At 41.1% G+C, this 16,533-nt stretch carries 16 protein-coding genes and 1 riboswitch; of the genes, 13 read left to right on the top strand and 3 right to left on the bottom strand.

Annotation, left to right across the window (positions count from 1 at the left end):
• Nucleotides 1-19: 19 nt before the first annotated feature.
• From EKQ44_RS12990 to EKQ44_RS12980, 3 genes are all read left to right on the top strand, one after another.
• A complete protein-coding gene (locus EKQ44_RS12990; RefSeq protein WP_237663984.1) occupies nucleotides 20-172 on the top strand; it encodes a hypothetical protein in 153 nt (50 codons plus the stop codon).
• Between the two features lie 385 nt (nucleotides 173-557).
• A complete protein-coding gene (locus tag EKQ44_RS12985; protein ID WP_237663983.1) occupies nucleotides 558-1,193 on the top strand; it encodes an FMN-dependent NADH-azoreductase in 636 nt (211 codons plus the stop codon).
• 104 nt (nucleotides 1,194-1,297) lie between these two features.
• A complete protein-coding gene (locus EKQ44_RS12980) occupies nucleotides 1,298-1,771 on the top strand; it encodes a hypothetical protein (RefSeq protein ID WP_237663982.1) in 474 nt (157 codons plus the stop codon).
• Nucleotides 1,772-1,815: 44 nt separating this feature from the next.
• Here the strand turns inward: EKQ44_RS12980 and EKQ44_RS12975 are convergent, their stop codons facing one another.
• Complete coding sequence (locus tag EKQ44_RS12975) at nucleotides 1,816-3,138, bottom strand: TrkH family potassium uptake protein (protein ID WP_237663981.1); 1,323 nt, start codon at nucleotides 3,136-3,138, stop codon at nucleotides 1,816-1,818.
• A 1-nt stretch (nucleotide 3,139) separates the two neighbouring features.
• Nucleotides 3,140-3,796: a potassium channel family protein gene (locus EKQ44_RS12970; RefSeq protein ID WP_237663980.1), complete on the bottom strand. Its 657-nt coding sequence runs from the start codon at nucleotides 3,794-3,796 to the stop codon at nucleotides 3,140-3,142.
• Between the two features lie 270 nt (nucleotides 3,797-4,066).
• A riboswitch (cyclic di-AMP (ydaO/yuaA leader) is annotated at nucleotides 4,067-4,215 on the bottom strand.
• Between the two features lie 354 nt (nucleotides 4,216-4,569).
• Between EKQ44_RS12970 and EKQ44_RS12965 the strand changes: the two genes are divergently transcribed.
• The 4 genes from EKQ44_RS12965 to EKQ44_RS12950 all read left to right on the top strand — a co-directional run bounded on the left by EKQ44_RS12965 (nucleotide 4,570) and on the right by EKQ44_RS12950 (nucleotide 10,557).
• The gene (locus tag EKQ44_RS12965; RefSeq protein ID WP_237663979.1) at nucleotides 4,570-5,262 is read left to right on the top strand and encodes a response regulator transcription factor; all 693 of its coding nucleotides are present in this window, start codon (nucleotides 4,570-4,572) and stop codon (nucleotides 5,260-5,262) included.
• On the top strand, nucleotides 5,259-6,677 hold the full coding sequence (locus EKQ44_RS12960) for a HAMP domain-containing sensor histidine kinase (RefSeq protein ID WP_237663978.1): 1,419 nt from the start codon (nucleotides 5,259-5,261) through the stop codon (nucleotides 6,675-6,677). The genes EKQ44_RS12965 and EKQ44_RS12960 overlap by 4 nt, the downstream gene beginning before the upstream one ends.
• A gap of 168 nt (nucleotides 6,678-6,845) precedes the next feature.
• The gene (locus EKQ44_RS12955; RefSeq protein ID WP_237664088.1) at nucleotides 6,846-7,463 is read left to right on the top strand and encodes a TVP38/TMEM64 family protein; all 618 of its coding nucleotides are present in this window, start codon (nucleotides 6,846-6,848) and stop codon (nucleotides 7,461-7,463) included.
• Between the two features lie 37 nt (nucleotides 7,464-7,500).
• Nucleotides 7,501-10,557, top strand: a complete 3,057-nt coding sequence (locus EKQ44_RS12950) for an efflux RND transporter permease subunit (protein WP_237663977.1) — start codon at nucleotides 7,501-7,503, stop codon at nucleotides 10,555-10,557.
• Nucleotides 10,558-10,715: 158 nt separating this feature from the next.
• Here EKQ44_RS12950 and EKQ44_RS12945 read toward each other — a convergent pair whose 3' ends face one another.
• A complete protein-coding gene (locus EKQ44_RS12945) occupies nucleotides 10,716-11,195 on the bottom strand; it encodes a hypothetical protein (RefSeq protein WP_237663976.1) in 480 nt (159 codons plus the stop codon).
• A 111-nt stretch (nucleotides 11,196-11,306) separates the two neighbouring features.
• Here EKQ44_RS12945 and EKQ44_RS12940 point away from each other — a divergent pair, with 111 nt between their 5' ends.
• From EKQ44_RS12940 to EKQ44_RS12915, 6 genes are all read left to right on the top strand, one after another.
• On the top strand, nucleotides 11,307-12,038 hold the full coding sequence (locus tag EKQ44_RS12940; RefSeq protein WP_237663975.1) for a DUF3784 domain-containing protein: 732 nt from the start codon (nucleotides 11,307-11,309) through the stop codon (nucleotides 12,036-12,038).
• 46 nt (nucleotides 12,039-12,084) lie between these two features.
• Nucleotides 12,085-13,038, top strand: coding sequence for a calcium/sodium antiporter (locus EKQ44_RS12935; protein ID WP_237663974.1), 954 nt, complete (start codon nucleotides 12,085-12,087; stop codon nucleotides 13,036-13,038).
• 11 nt (nucleotides 13,039-13,049) lie between these two features.
• Nucleotides 13,050-13,862 carry an undecaprenyl-diphosphate phosphatase gene (locus EKQ44_RS12930; protein ID WP_237663973.1) on the top strand — a complete coding sequence of 271 codons (813 nt, stop codon included), beginning with the start codon at nucleotides 13,050-13,052 and terminating at the stop codon, nucleotides 13,860-13,862.
• Between the two features lie 354 nt (nucleotides 13,863-14,216).
• Complete coding sequence (locus tag EKQ44_RS12925) at nucleotides 14,217-14,357, top strand: hypothetical protein (protein ID WP_237663972.1); 141 nt, start codon at nucleotides 14,217-14,219, stop codon at nucleotides 14,355-14,357.
• 56 nt (nucleotides 14,358-14,413) lie between these two features.
• Nucleotides 14,414-14,956: a tyrosine-type recombinase/integrase gene (locus EKQ44_RS12920; protein ID WP_237663971.1), complete on the top strand. Its 543-nt coding sequence runs from the start codon at nucleotides 14,414-14,416 to the stop codon at nucleotides 14,954-14,956.
• 11 nt (nucleotides 14,957-14,967) lie between these two features.
• Nucleotides 14,968-16,527, top strand: a complete 1,560-nt coding sequence (locus tag EKQ44_RS12915) for a potassium/proton antiporter (RefSeq protein ID WP_237663970.1) — start codon at nucleotides 14,968-14,970, stop codon at nucleotides 16,525-16,527.
• Nucleotides 16,528-16,533 lie beyond the last annotated feature (6 nt).

Raw genomic sequence — 16,533 nt, 5'->3', positions numbered from 1 at the left:
ACTATTGATGGGGGGATATATGATGGAAGGTAAACCAAATCACTATGATGGCAGTGTTCAAACAGATGGGAAAGAGAATGAAACAGGAGTAGGGGCTGGGTCTTTTGTAGTGACTGACGATATGAGGAAGAATATCGGCGGTAATCCATTTGTCCTGCATAATGAAGAATAGAAACTGTGAATGGAGACTTTGTCAATCATATTGACAAGTCTTTTTTTAAAACTCTGTTAAAGCATACTGTTGATGATTGCAGCACCGTAGCTGTTGATTGGAGCAAAAGGCGAAGACTCCAGCGGGGAGGTAGCGACAATCTTGAGACCCCGCAGGGCGCAGCCTGAGGAGGCTCAAGGTCGCCCCGCGGAAAGCGCAGTCGTTAGCGGAAATCAACAGCGGTGTTTAACATAGCTTTTTATTGGGAGCATGTTACTTGCAATTTTTAAAAATATCTTATATTATTATCTCGAATTAAAAATAATTCATTTCGAGATAGTTGGTAAGATATGTCTTTTTGTAACAAACTAATCAATATTTCAAAACAAGAGAGGAAAGATACAACATGGCAAAAGTATTATACATCACAGCTCATCCACACGATGACACCCAATCCTACAGCATGGCTGTTGGGAAAGCATTTATTGACACATACAAGGAAGCTAACCCAGCAGATGAGGTTGTCCACGTAGATCTTTACAAAGAACATATTCCACACATTGATGCTGATGTATTCAGTGGATGGGGTAAATTACAGACTGGTAAAGGGTTTGAGGAACTTTCTGAAGAGGAAAAAGGAAAAGTGAGCCGTCTGTCCGAATTATCGGAACAATTCGTCGGAGCGGATAAGTATGTGTTTGTCACACCGCTTTGGAACTTCTCGTTCCCTCCTGTAATGAAGGCATACCTAGATTCTGTAGCAGTAGCAGGGAAAACATTTAAATATACAGCAGAAGGACCAGTGGGATTACTGACAGACAAAAAGGCACTTCATATTCAAGCACGAGGTGGAATCTACTCTGAAGGCCCTGCGGCTGGAATGGAAATGGGACACCGTTACCTTTCCGTCCTTATGCAATTCTTCGGGGTTCCTTCCTTTGATGGACTATTTGTGGAAGGTCATAACGCAATGCCTGACAAAGCTGAGGAAATCAAAGCAAATGCCATTGCACGTGCAAAAGATGTAGCGCACACATTCTAATAGGTGCAACAAAGGAGCTTTCCTTTTAAAGGGATGGCTCCTTTTCTTCATTCCCTGCAAATGCTATAATGTACCGATACTAATAAATGTACATTGGAGGCATTATGCTAACTTTTGAACAAAAGCTTGAAATCATAGAATCCTTTCCACAATTGACAAGAAAAGATGTATCCCTTAAACGGGTCAACTTCCAATACGAAGAGAGTTTAAGTGATAAAAAGAACGTTGTTTATCATCTTCATCCTAATGGCAATGGCTTCGTTTACGCAAAAGGAATCCAAGGCTATAAAACGGATGATAAGGGAATGGTAAATATCCGTGAGTTAAAAGCGGAAGAATTGAAGGAGTTGATCGGGAAATCAATTGATCAACTGAGTAAAGATTATGAAGTGGAAACAAACGATGAAGTGTTCGAAGAAGAGAAATGGGCAAATGATGAAGGGCATACTTTGCACATGGTTCAAGAAGATGACATGTGGAATGTATATGCAGGCAAGAACCTCGATGGAACGTTTCCTTCCTATAATGAAGCCAAGCAATACCTTATGGAAGAAGGGTTCCGTAAGCGTTACTATTAAAGTTAGAAAGCTCCCACACGATTTAGCGTTGGGAGCTTTCTTCATTATCCAGTCAAAAGGTCCTCGTTGGGGTAACGGACTTTTGCAGGACGCGGCTTAGCGAGGGAATATGCCAGTGTAAGGGGACCAAGCTTCCCGAGTAGCATAATGAAGATGATGACCCCTTTTCCGATATCAGTTAAATCGGATGTAATGCCCATGGATAAACCGACTGTACCAAAAGCGGAAATCACTTCAAAAAGAAGGAGAAGAAAGTCTGTTTGTTCAGTAATGGATAAAATAAACAAAGATACAAAGATGAATAATATGCTGATGGTTGATATAGCAAGCGCTTTTAGTACATAATTTTGATGAATGGACCTTTTGAAAACGACAATCTCATGCTTGCCTTTTATAAAAGTGTTTACAGCCAAAATGATAATGATGAATGTCGTTAATTTGATCCCTCCACCAGTGGATGTGCTCCCTGCTCCAACAAACATCAATAGCAGCATCCATATGATGGAGCCAGTCTCCAGAGAACCGATATCTATAGAATTAAATCCCGCTGTCCTGGTCGTCACAGCCTGAAAGTAGGAAGCCCACAACTTTTCCACCAAACTTAAGTTTGCTAGAGTGGCAGGATTGGAGTATTCAAGAACAAAAAGGACGAACATGGCGGACAAGTTTATTGCTAGTGTTCCGAACAACATGATTTTCGTATGCAAGGTCAGTTTGCGGAATTCCTTTGTATACCAAAGGTCTGTCAGAACGGTGAAGCCAATTCCTCCTATTATGAATAGAAAGGAAATGACGATGTTCACTACAGGATCCCCTACATATTGCATTAAACTGTCTGACCAGATAGAGAATCCTGCATTATTGAATGCTGAAATGGCGTGGAAAACACTGTAATAAAATCCGTCCACCCAGCCGTATTCCGGAATCCATCGATAAGACAAGAGCAAAACTGCCATACCCTCAATAAGAAAGGCAAAAATAATGATCCTTCTGACCAATAGGATAATTCCCCCTACGGACGTTTGGTTCAGTGCCTGTTGCAAAATCAACCTCTCCTGAAAGCCGATTCTCTTACCGAGCATGATAAAAATAAGGACCGCGAAAGTCATAATGCCGATCCCGCCGACTTGAATCAAAAACAGAATGATTAGCTGTCCGAATAAGGTGAATGCCGTTCCTGTATCCACCACAACAAGTCCTGTGACTGTCATGGCAGAGGTAGCTGTAAAAAGAGCATCAACTAAGGAGATGGAATCGGTAGTTGAAACTGGAAGCTTCAATAAAAGCATCCCTGAAAAGGCAAAAAATAAAAATACTACTATGAGTAATTGTGGAGGATTCAACTTAATAAAAGTGAGTCCTGACATGTTACACCCCTATATCTTCAAATCGATGGATATCTTCGTTCCGACCAAGGATGATAAGTAAATCTCCTTCTAAAATAATTTCATCAGCAGATGGGGAAATGATTATATCGCCGTTTCGTTGGATGCCAATTAATGTGCAGCCAAATCTTGCCCGTAAATCCAATTCAGTCAAGCTTTTATTGCTTACTTTTTTGGATGCGAATAGCTCGGCGATACTATGGTTATTGGATAGCTCGATATAATCAAAGATTTTATCGGACACAACATGATGGGCAACCCTTTTAGCCATGTCCCGTTCGGGTTGGATAATGCGGTCCACCCCTATTTTTTCTAATACCTTTTGATGATATTTATTGGTCGCTTTTACCCACACTTGTTTGATGCCCATTTCCTTTAGTAGCAGGCTTGTTAGTATGCTTGATTCAATATCGTCGCCCATGGAGACGATCGCATGGTCGAAGTTGCGGATACCCAGTGAGTTAAGTGTTGCTTCGTCTGTTGCATTTGCTTGAACAGCATGTGTGGCATATTTGCTTATTTTGTTGATGTTGTCTTCGTCTTTGTCTATGGCGAGTACTTCTACGCCTAGTGTGGAGAATTCTTCAACGATGCTTCCCCCGAAGCGGCCTAGGCCGATGACAACGAATTGCTTTTTCATGGTTATTCCTTCTCTCTTAAAAAATAGGTAAATGGGTTTGCGTAAACTCGCCTGTTGCCTTTCGTTCCGGATGTTCGCTTATCCTTTGGGCGGAGCTTGAGCCTCCTAGGCTTCGCCTGTGGAGTCTCAAGCTACCGCTATCTCCCTCAGGAGTCTCACACCCTGCACTCAAGGCACCAGGGGGGATTACTGTCATAAAATACCCCTGTTTAAATCAGAAAGAGACCAATCTTTGCAACTCAAAGAATGGTCTCCATTTTTAATAATAGACCCTTCTCTCAATACGCTTACGAGGTTAGCTGCCGGATTAGAGGATGAGAGTCCCCTTCGCACAATGTACGATTCACCCCAAGATATTCAGATATAACCGAATATCAATATGGTTCCCCCGCTCTGTAAAGATTAAGCAATAGGTTAAAATGTATGAAATGATGATACTTAATTTACTCCCCTTTTTTCACTTCGTCAATAGGGAATTTGTAAAAAATGTGTAAAGCGCTTTCTTAGTATTTGTTAATCGATTGTTCATATTGTCGGGCTATAATAAAAAAAAGCACTTATTATGGTGACTCTGTTAATCAACGCTGTTGATTTCTGCAAAAGGATACGGCTCTCCGAAGGGAGCTGTTGGAGCCCCTCGGCAAGCCTGCGGGGTCTCCATCACGCTCTACCTCCCACTGGAGTCTACACCTTTCGTTTCAATTACCAGCAAGTGGTATAACGTAAACCAGCAGGATTCTTATACAGTTTCTGATGAGAAGAAGGGGGTAATTATGCAAAAGACATTGAGAGTATTAATTGTGGAAGATGATCCTCATATATCGGAACTCATCTCTTTGTATATAGAAAAAGAAGGCTTCCAAGCCATTTGTGCAGAGGATGGCGAAATAGGCCTTTCTTTATACTTTGACAACAGTCCGGATTTCATCATATTGGATATCATGCTACCGGAGATGGACGGATGGGAAGTATGTCAGGCAATTCGTAGGGATAACCCAGATATCCCTATCATCATGCTTACGGGCAAAGGAGAGAGCTACGACAAAATAAGGGGGCTGACTATTGGAGCGGATGATTACATCGTCAAGCCATTTGACCCCAATGAATTGATTGCTAGGGTGAAAGCAGTTATGAGAAGAACAAATTCGATAAATTTGAAAGAATTGATCACATTACCTGATTTAGTGATTAACATGAGTGAATACAAAGCTACCTATAAAAATAAAGAATTATTAATGCCTCCTAAAGAGATGGAATTGCTTTATTTTCTTTCGTTGAATCCCAATCAGGTTTTTACAAGACAACAGCTTTTGGACAAGATATGGGGCTATGATTATGACGGTGATCCACGAACAATTGATGTCCACATTAAACGAATCCGGGAAAAACTCGAACCGGAGTCGGATAGCTGGGCATTGAAAACGATAAGAGGTATCGGTTATAAACTTGAGGTGAATGATGATTGAAATTGATTAACAGGAAATCCATTTTCATTAAACTATTTCTGACTTCTTTGCTTATCCTGTTCGTTTCTTTTTTAATTTTTGCTGTGATTTTCAACTATATGCTGCACAGTGTTCTATTTAAGAATTACCAAGATTCCATCTACTATCAAAGGGACCAGCTTACAAGTTTTATAAATGAAGTATCAACCAAAGAATTGGATAAAGGAACTTTTGACTCATCCCTGGAACTGAGTATGCATAAAGAAGATCAAACAAGCTTTATTTTTGGAGAGGACGGAGAGCTCAAGTTCTTAAGTGATTCAAGAACTGAGTTATTATCCATTATAGACAAGGAATATATCGCAAAGGCTTTGAACAAGGAAGAATCCGTAAAGAAAATCAGAGTGGAAGACCGGCATATGTTCATTATCGCATTGCCTATGGAGATAGCCACGGAAGAAAAGCCGGACCATGCAATGGTGGTAGTCTTTCATGGGTTTGATAGGGATGTTAATCCAATTCGTCTACTAAATCTTGGAGCCATATTTATTACCATAACCATAACAGGAATGATTATCTTCTTTGCTTCCAGGAAAATTACTGCACCATTGCGGGAGTTGAATGAAAACGTACTGGAATTCGCTAAAGGCGATTTCTCAAGGGAAGTCACCATCAACAGAAAGGACGAAATAGGACAGTTAGGGGAATCCGTCAATTACATGGCAAAAGAATTGGCCGGTATGGAACAGGCCAGACGGGATTTTGTTGCGAATGTTTCCCATGATTTGCGCTCTCCTCTGACTTCCATTAAAGGGTTTCTGGTGGCCATTCAGGATGGTACGATTCCTGAGCACCGCAGGGAGCATTATTTAACCATCATGAGAGATGAAACGGATAGGCTAATCAAACTGGTCAATGACCTGCTTGATATGACACAACTGGAATCAAATCAAATTACGCTGAAACCAGAGGCTTATAATATTTCGGAACAGGTAAGAAGAGTGATTGCTAAAATGGAGACGAATCTGACAAAGCAACGAATAGAAATAGAGTTTTTCGAACCTGGTAAAGAGATGGAAGTGTTAGCGGATGCAGACCGAATGGAGCAAGTGTTAATAAATCTTATTCAAAATGGGATACACTTTTCACCTAAAGGCAGCAGGATGGAAGTGTTTCTCACCGAAAAAGACAGCAAAGCCTCTATCACGATAAAGGATTATGGCAAAGGTATCAGTGAAGTGGACCTTCCCTTCATTTGGCAACGTTTTTTCAAGGTGGATAAGGCCAGGTCCAGTAAATTGGGAACTGGGATAGGGCTTTCTATCGTAAAGCAAATCCTAGATCAGCATGGGGTTGCCATCTCGGTAGATAGCACCCTCGGAAAAGGAACAACCTTCACCTTTTCCTTACCTTTAGCGGAAAATTATAAAATGTAATGCGGAATGTTCATTTTGTGTTCATATTCACATAGTACCCTGTATAAGGTAGAAGTCAGTAGTTCTAAAAATGCAAACAATATTCAAGGAAAGGAGGGGGCTTTCATTCCCAGGAGAAAGATTTGGAAAATACTATCCTTCACGGCAGTGGCTGGGTCTTTGATATGGGTGGTTCAATCAGAATGGTTTGCCATATTCAAAAGTGGCGAGATAGAACAGATTAAACTATTCCTCAGAGAAGAAATGTTCACGACTCTCGTGATTACTTTCTTGCTTATGCTTATACAGAACTTATTTACGGTAATACCCATTGTTGGAATTATTGTTATAAATATAGCGTTGTTTGGATTTGTCCAAGGATACCTATGGAGCCTTGCTACTAGTGTAGTGGGAGCAATGATGGGGTTTATTGTTTTTCGATATTGGTTTCAATCCCTTTTGATACACAAAGTGAAAAGAGGCTATCTAGAGAAACTTGAGAAGAATGGTTTCTTATTTGTCTTGTTGCTTAGGGTGATCCCGTTCATCCCATCTAGTTTTATCAACCTTACTGGGGGTGTCAGTTCTGTCCGTTTTATTCCCTTTTTCTCAGCTACACTCATAGGAAACGCGTTCTATCTCCTTTTGTTGAGTTTTATTGCGGATGGTCTATTGTCTGCGGAAATAGAGGGGTATCTTCTTGTCTCTTTGCTGCTTGCATTTATTCCAAGCTTTTACTTATACCGATATGTGAAACACAAGACTGACATAATAGAAAAACAGAAAAGTAAGGTAAGAGGAGACTAGTGCTCTTACCAACATTATTTGGAGGAATAGATAGCTAATGAAAATACCAAAAATTGCAGTGAAAAGACCCGTTACCACCATCATGATGATGATGCTGGTTCTATTATTGGGTTTTGTATCATTAACGAATTTGAAAATGGATTTAATGCCTAATATTAACCCTCCAGTCTTGGCTGTGATGACCACTTATCCTGGTGCCGGACCGGAAGAAGTGGCTGATATCGTCACCAAACCGATTGAAGATGTGGTTGGTACGAGTGCTGGTCTGCAGACCTTACAATCTCGCAGCAGCTCCAACTCCTCCCTCATCATTGCACAATATGAGTGGGGAACAGATATTTCAGAAGTAAGGGAGGACCTCAGCTCCTCTCTTAATATGGTTCAATTGCCAGATGCAGTGGGCCAACCGACGATCATCAAATTTGATCCCACCATGATGCCCATCGTTCAATTCTCTGTTTCGAGTGGAGAGGAGATCGAAGCCCTTCAGGAAATGGTTAACGATCAGATCGTGCCTCCATTACAGAATATTGATGGTGTGGCAAGCGTCAATGTTACTGGCGGTTTTGAAGAGGAAATCAACGTAACATTGAACGAAGAAAAGCTTGAGGAAAACAATCTAACCCAATCACAGATTGTACAGCTAATTCAAGGGAACAATTTGACGCTACCTGGTGGTGTCATCGAAGAGAACGGCGAAAAGCTTAACCTTCGTATCCTTGCGAAAGTAGAAACAGTCGAAGCCTTAAGAGAACTTCCTGTTAGTATGAAGCCAAATGGGACCGACATGGAAATAATCAGCCTGGGCGATGTGGCTGTAGTGGAGTTGGCTCCAAAGGATGTCACTTCCTTTGCCAGAACAAATGGAACAGAAAGCTTGATGGTCAGTATCCAAAAAGAGGGTACAGCCAATACTGCAGAAGTATCATCTGCGGTACAGGAAAGATTGGATTCCATTGCAAGAGCCAATGATGACCTGACCTTTGATATAGCGATGGACCAGGGGGAAGTCATTAAACAGTCCATCTCCAATGTAACACTTGCGCTAGTGTTTGGCGGTCTATTTGCAGTGGCGGTCATTATCGTATTCCTGCGGTCGGCTGCTTCAACACTTATCGTAGGTATTGCGATTCCTTTTTCAGTCGTCGCCACTTTTGTTTTGATGTATTTCTCAGGTATGACACTGAACATCATGTCCCTTGGAGGGTTAGCTCTCGGAGTAGGAATGCTTGTTGATAATGCGATAGTCGTTATTGAAAACATTTATCGTCATCTTGTCAAAGGAGGCTCCCGTAAAGAGGCGGCCATCACGGGTGCAACAGAGGTAGGGGGAGCAGTTACAGCATCCATGCTGACCACCCTGTCAGTATTCTTACCGATGGTGTTCGTCGGAGGAATGATAGGAGATATATTCAAGGAACTCGCACTAACGGTGACCTTTGCATTGCTTGCATCGTGGGCTGTTGCCTTAACGGTAGTACCTGCACTCGCAGGAATACTCTTAAAATCTGATAAAGTGAAAGAAAAGAAAGAAAACAAGGCTTATAAAAAAGTGATTTCATGGGCGCTGGATCATCGTTTAATTATTATTCTTTTAGCGGTAGGGACATTGGTAGGTTCTTTATTCCTAGCTCCGAGAATCGGAACAGAATTTATGCCTTCCCAAGACGAAGGAACGTTCACTGTTGACGTGGAACTTCCGGAAGGGGCATCCTTTGAACGGACATTGGAAGTGGTAGAAGGAATGGAAGCTGAATTATTGGCCACTCCGGAAGTGGACATCGTGACAGCTTCTGTTGGGAATGCCGATGCCCTGATGGCCGCAGCAACTGGAAGCGGGGAAAATCAAGGTAGTTTGACGGTGAAGCTTGTTGGAGCAGGAGATCGGGAGCGTTCCACAGAACAGGTGATGAATGCAGTAAAAGATGATATAGAGAAATGGGAAGAGGAAGCAACACTGACTTTCAACCTTAGCAATTCCATGGAGGCCATGAGTGGCGCACAAAATGCGGTGGAAGTGATGCTTCTTGGTAATGATAAAGAAAAGTTAGAAGAGTACACAGCGGAGCTTTCGGATCGTTTGAATGAGTTGGAAGAGATTCGTTCTGTATCGGACAGTGTCCAAACGGGGAAACCTGAATACCAATTTATTCTTGATAAAGAGGAAGCCTTTAAGTATGGTCTGACAGCAGGACAGGTGGGTAACTTCATCAATGAATCACTGCAAGGGAATGTTGCGGCTACCATTTTTGACACTGATGTAAGAGTGCACATGGATGGGATTTCTAATTCGAAAGAGGACCTTGAAAACCTGCTTGTACCAAACCAGTCCGGTCAGGAAGTGGCTCTGAAGGATATCGGTGAAGTAATCAGGGGAGAAGGACCTGTTACGGTCGTACGTGAAAATCAGCAGGATTCCATTGTGATAACGGCAACCTTTGAAGGAAAAGACATGGGTTCCGTCGCTATGAATGTCCAAAACGCCATTAATGAAATGGTGAAGGATTTGAGTATCGATACCGATCAATACACCATCAAAACAGGTGGCGGGGCTGAAATGATGGACGATGCGTTCGCAAGTTTATTATTGGCGGTCGTCTTGGCGATAGTATTTGTATATATGGTAATGGCAAGTCAGTTCGAATCATTGTTGCAACCATTCATCATCATGTTCACGTTGCCACTGGCAATTATCGGAGTGATACTTGGATTGTTTGTAACAGGCTATGCATTTGGGGTTACTGCCTTCATTGGAATCATTATACTGGTTGGGATAGTAGTAAACAACGCTATCGTGTTTATAGATTATACGAACCAGCTTAGAGCAAAGGGGATGCTGGTGCGTGAAGCGTTGATTCAAGCCGGGGCAACACGTCTAAGACCAATCGTCATGACTGCCCTGACAACGATGTTAGGTTTATTACCACTTGCAATCGGTTTGGGAGAAGGAACTGAATTGCAGGCTCCCATGGCCATCGCGGTAATTGGAGGATTGATGAGCTCTACTGTTTTAACTTTAGTCGTTATTCCGGTCATCTATAGTTTGTTGACAAGCAGACAGGAAAAAAAGAGATTGGCTAAGGTAGAGGATTGAATAGTTTCTAGTATATACCGCTGATGGTTTCCGCGAATGACTTCGCTTTTTGCTCCAATCATCAGCTAGTTTTTCTTGTGAAAATAAATAGCCTTCATGGCAAAAAGGGTCACCTGGTCGCTAGAGGATTTAGCGATGCTAGGTGACCTTTCATCTATCTATTCATTTCTCCTAACCTTTCTTTGATAGAAGATGAAGACTGGAAGCGGAATGATAATCCAGCCGAAGCTTTTTATCAGGCTATTCCAAGCCATTTCTCTATTACGTTCTTTTTCCTGGGCCACCACCGTATTGTACTCGGCAAGCAGTTCATCCTCATCTATTTCCGGTACTGAAATTGGCTTTCCGGATTCGTCGTATTTAGTCTTATTTGCTAATTTCATCTCCTTATAGTCGCTGTATGTCTGATAATAAGTGGAAGGGGAAACGATATCAGCGATGGCCATGAAGGCTGCGACACTTCCTCCGATTGTCATCATCAATGTCATGAACAGGATTAGATAATAATAAACTACTCTTATCATACCGGCACTCCTTTTCTCTTCAAATGTGGTGGACCCTTTACTGATTAGAAAACCGATCAATAAAAATAGGAAAAGCAAGATTACGACAGGAATCAGGATGATCATTAAACTCATTTATGCAAGATCACCTCCATCTATTTACTTATAAGGTATTTTCTTTTTGAAACTTATAGACGTTGAATTTCGTAAGAATAGTAAGAATGAGGGGTAGAGGGGGAAGAAGATATGTGGGTATTGTTTTTTATTCAACTTTCGGTTGTACTTATTTTCTTGGTGATTGGCTGGGCGATCTTAAAGAAAGAGGCATACGTTTTGATTTCTAGCTTCCGTTCACGTCCGAAATCCGAGCAGGAAGAGCTTATAAAGAATGGTTATCCTCAAAAAACGGGGAAAATGTTATTGGTAACAGGACTTGTCTTGATGGCATTGTTACCTTTACTGCTCACTTCCTTCCCTTATGCATTAGAAATGCATATCGGGGTAATGGTAATAATGTTATTGGGTGGATTCATTTATGTTTCCAGATATGATTTGCCCAGCAAGCGGAAAAGAAGTTATATCATTAGTGTTCTTATCGCGGTAATCACTGTTGGTACGTTAGCGGTTGTCTTCTTCTTGGGCTTTCAAGAGCCGAAAATGTCATTTAATGAAGACACCTTCGTCATTAGCGGTGTGTATGGAGAGGAATGGAAGTACAGTGAAGTAACACATATAGAACTTGTAGATGAAATGCCAGAAGTCACCCTTCGAACAAATGGGTATGGTACCCCTACCATTTCTAAGGGACATTTCCGGATCAAGGATGTAGGAAACAGCTTGCTCTTCATTTATAAAGGAAATTCTCCCTATTTATATATCGAAACAGGACATGATAAAATCTTTATTAACTCAAAAAGTGCAGATCAAACAAAAGATTGGTATGATCTATTAAAAGAACAGGTTAGAAAATCCGGATAAAGTTAGAGAAGGAAATATTTTATTTTCCTAAGGAAGGGAATATGTCATGAGTTACTTATTGCTGGTAGTTGGATTCGCTTTGCTCATTAAAGGGGCAGACTGGTTTGTTGATGGAGCATCAAAGATCGCGAAGATCCTACGAATCTCTCCCTTACTGATCGGCCTGACCATCGTTGCTTTTGGAACAAGTTCACCAGAGGCGACAGTTAGTATTTTAGCTGCCCTTGATGGCAGTGCAGAGGTGTCTCTGGGCAATGTCATCGGAAGTAACATTTTTAATATTACGCTTGTAGTGGGTCTTACGGCATTATTGAACCCTTTAAAAGTGGAAAGCGAGACAATCAGAAAGGAAATACCGTTCACCCTACTCGGAAGTACGGTACTACTAGTGCTTATTAGTGATGTGGTCCTTCAAGGTTTCACAGAAAATCTGATTACAAGAAGCGATGGATTAATATTTCTGTTGATTTTTAGTATCTTTATGTATTATATTTTTGAGGTTGCAAGAAATAGCAGGGACAAGATGGAAGTGCAAGAGGATTCCGAAAAAGCCACTTGGGGGAAAAATAGCATCCGGACAGTAATCGGATTAGCGGCCATTATTTTTGGTGGGGAGCTTGTAGTAAGAAACAGTACGGAGATTGCGGTCTCTCTTGGGATGAGTGAGACTTTGGTGGGTCTGACCATCGTTGCAATAGGTACTTCTTTACCTGAGCTGGTGACATCCATCATGGCAGCCATTAAGAAACAAAGTGAAATTGCCCTGGGTAATATAGTTGGAAGCAATATTTTTAACATCTTTTTCGTTCTAGGTACATCATCATTGATTACCCCGCTTCCTGTAAACGGAAAAGTCTTTGTGGATATCGGCCTGATGTTGATACTGACTGTTATTCTGCTAGTCTTTTCAAGAACCAATTATCGTATAGGAAAGATTGAAGGTAGCTTTTTAGCAGTGGCATATGTGTTATACTTAGTATTCATTATTATTAGAAATTGAGGTTTAGTTACATGGAAGATATCATAAATTTATTAAAGTATATTTTCCTTGGGATATTCCAAGGTATTACAGAGCCTATACCAGTGTCTTCAAGCGGGCATGTCATGATTCTGCAAGAATTAATGGGTATGAGGCTTGAAGGTTTGACATTTGAAATCGTGGTAAATGCGGCATCCTTGATAGCAATCCTTATTATCTACCGTGAATCTATTTCCAGGCTTTTCTTTGGCGCATTGAGATTTATCACGAAGAAGAGTCAAGATGATAAACCTGATTTCATGTTTGTCATTTATCTGATCATTGGAACGATTCCTGCTGGAATTATTGGCGTGGTTTACGGTGATGCCATTTCCGGTGCTTTGGAAAATATTAAAGTGATTGGGTTTACACTTATCGCCACAGGTATCGCTCTTTGGTTGATTCGTAACCTTAGAGGAAGAAAAAATGATGCAGAGTTATCTACCTTGGATGCTATCATTGTTGGATTTGCCCAAGCGGTAGCTTTGATTCCTGGTGTCAGCAGATCTGGTGCAACCATTGTTGCGGCAATGGCGCGTGGAATGAAACAAGAAACCGCATTGAGATTTTCTTTCTTGTTGTTCATCCCGGTTAGTGTAGGGAGTATCCTTCTTGCAATAAAGGATTTGCTTGGTATGGATAACTTAAATGAAATTATTCTACCTTATTCGCTTGCGTTTATTGCGTCATTAATTGCATCCTATTTTTCATTAAAATGGTTTATGGGGATAATGGCAAAAGGGAACTTGATTTACTTCTCTATCTATTGTTTCATCGTGGGAACACTTGTTGTTCTTTTCTTATAATTGGTAGCTAAAAACACCACTCTTAAGCGGAAGATCTAAAAGTAACTGTTGATCTTCGTTCCAGGCGCTTCGCTTTCCTGCGGGCGGTCCGTAAGCCTCCTCGGCTTACGCCTGCGGGGTCTTACCTGTCCCTTCCTCCCGCGGGAGTCTTCGCGCCTTTCACTACAATCAACACGAGAATCTCATCATTTTAAATAACTTTTTCTACACACTGACACCACTCTTAAGCGGTGTTTTTTTTATGATAGGAATAAATAGAGTATAGCAATGGACTGCGAGTAAAAATGATCTAGTTTATTCAAATTAATGAGATGAAGACCTGCGCGACCCAGTAATCGCAAGGGAGAGGTCTTCATGAACGGGATGAAGACCTGTGTGACCCAGTTATCGTTAAGGAGAGGTCTTCATGAACAGTTTGTAAACCCCTTAAAAAGAACAGTGGTGATGGACCGGACAAAAATCGCCCGGTTTTTCTTATTTCAGGCATATCATTAAAATGTTACATATATATATGGTATAATAAAGATAAGTAACATTAGGGAGGGTGTTTAATGGAGTATGTTGAAGCATTAAGGGATCGAAAATATATCAAACAAATTAAACAGTATTTAAAGAACTACTCCTTAAGGGATTACTTATTTTTTGTCATGGGAATCAATATGGGCCTACGCCTTAGTGAACTCCTACATGTAAAAGTAGAGGATGTAGCAGAAGGCGGCAAGGTCAAAGATTTTTATGGTAATGAACCTTGTATCTACATGAACAAACACGTCAAGCAGGCAATTATGGAATATCTTCATAAAAGACAGCTTGGCTCCACAGACTATTTATTCAAATCACAAAAATGCTCTTCCCCGATTACACGGCAACAAGCCTACCGTATCATAAATAAAGCCGCCAAGGATGTAGGAGTGCCCGGAAAGGTGGGAACTCACACCTTGCGTAAAACATTCGGCTATCATGCATACAGAAGTGGTGTCGCTGTTTCATTACTTCAAAAACACTTTCATCATGCTACACCTTCGGAAACACTTCGTTACTTGGGAATCAACAAACAAGAAAATATACCAGTTAAAATTGATGTCAATTTATAAGGGGGGATAAGATGTTACAAGGAGCATTTAATGTTGATTATTTTATTATGCTTACCGCATTTCTTCTGATTGTTGGAGTTATTACCACGAAATTCTCGGCAAGACTCGGAGTTCCCGCATTGGTTCTCTTCATCATTATTGGAATGATGGCAGGGAGTGATGGACTTGGTTTCATCTATTTTGATAATGTGAAGTATGCTCAATTAATTGGTATATTTGCACTCGTCATTATTTTATTTGAAGGTGGTTTGCAAACAAAATGGGCAACTGTTCGCAAGGTTGTCAAACCATCTTTATCATTGGCCACTGTTGGGGTGATTCTGACTTCAGCATTGGTGGCGGCTTCCGCCAAGCTTATTTTGGATGTGTCTTGGTTAGAAGCCTTCCTGTTTGGAGCCATCGTTGGTTCAACTGATGCAGCAGCAGTATTTGCAGTGTTAAAAGGACAGAACATCAAAGCGCGTATGGGGGCAACCCTTGAGGCAGAATCGGGTACGAATGATCCGATGGCAGTGTTTTTGACATTATCCTTTATTGAATTGCTTACTGCCTCTAATCCTAGTTACATAGGGTTCATCGGAAGCTTCTTTTGGCAGATGGGAATTGGTTTACTATTGGGGTTAGGACTTGGAAAGCTCGCTTCGCTTTCCATCAATAAGATCAATCTTGATTCATCTGGACTATACCCTGTCTTTGCCATGGCATTTGCCTTATTAACTTATAGTATAGCTGCATTGATGGGAGCAAGTGGATTGTTAGCTGTGTATGTGGCAGCTTTGATAATAGGTAATAATGAACTTACCTATCGCCAGTCGATTTTCCGATTCAATGAAGGGTTTGCATGGATGATGCAAATTCTAATGTTTATTATATTGGGGTTACTGGTCTTCCCAGGACAATTGTTCCAGTGGGACATCATGCTTAAAGGATTGTTATTATCGGTTATTTTGATTGTCGTAGCTAGGCCGATTGCGGTATTTCTTTCTACAATAGGCATGGATTTCAGTGTGAAAGAGAAGGTATTTCTATCGTGGGCTGGTCTTCGTGGGGCAGTACCAATCGTTCTCGCGACATTTCCGATGATTGCAGGAATTCCGAATGCACAATTATTCTTTAATGTCGTTTTCTTCGTCGTTTTGACATCCACTCTGGTTCAAGGGTCAACCATTACGATGCTTGCGAAAAAATTGAATCTCACCGGGCCGAAGAAAATTGCTCCTATACATTCTTTAGAGCTGGTATCGATTGGTAAAGCAAATGCAGAAATCATCGAGTTCCAGGTGGAGGAGGATTTAGACATGGTTGGAAAAACTCTTGCTGAGCTGGAATTTCCGGATAAAACTTTAATCAATGCTATCATAAGAGCTGGCATACTTGTAACGCCATCTGGTGATACAGAAATCAAAGATAAGGATTTCTTATATATCCTTACATCCAGAAAGAGTAAGCTTGCATTAGAGGAGTTTTTGAAAAAGAAGAAAGAAGCCTCCAATGAAAGTATGGACTCCCAAGATCCACTTGACACCGCTGAAGAAGAATCAAATAAAGAGGAAATGAAAGAAACCATATAAAAAAGG

This window comes from Sutcliffiella horikoshii, from assembly GCF_021991925.1.
Taxonomy (GTDB): domain Bacteria; phylum Bacillota; class Bacilli; order Bacillales; family Bacillaceae_I; genus Sutcliffiella_A; species Sutcliffiella_A horikoshii_F.
Note: the sequence above shows the minus strand (reverse complement) of the source record. Positions and strands in the feature narration are given on the sequence as shown.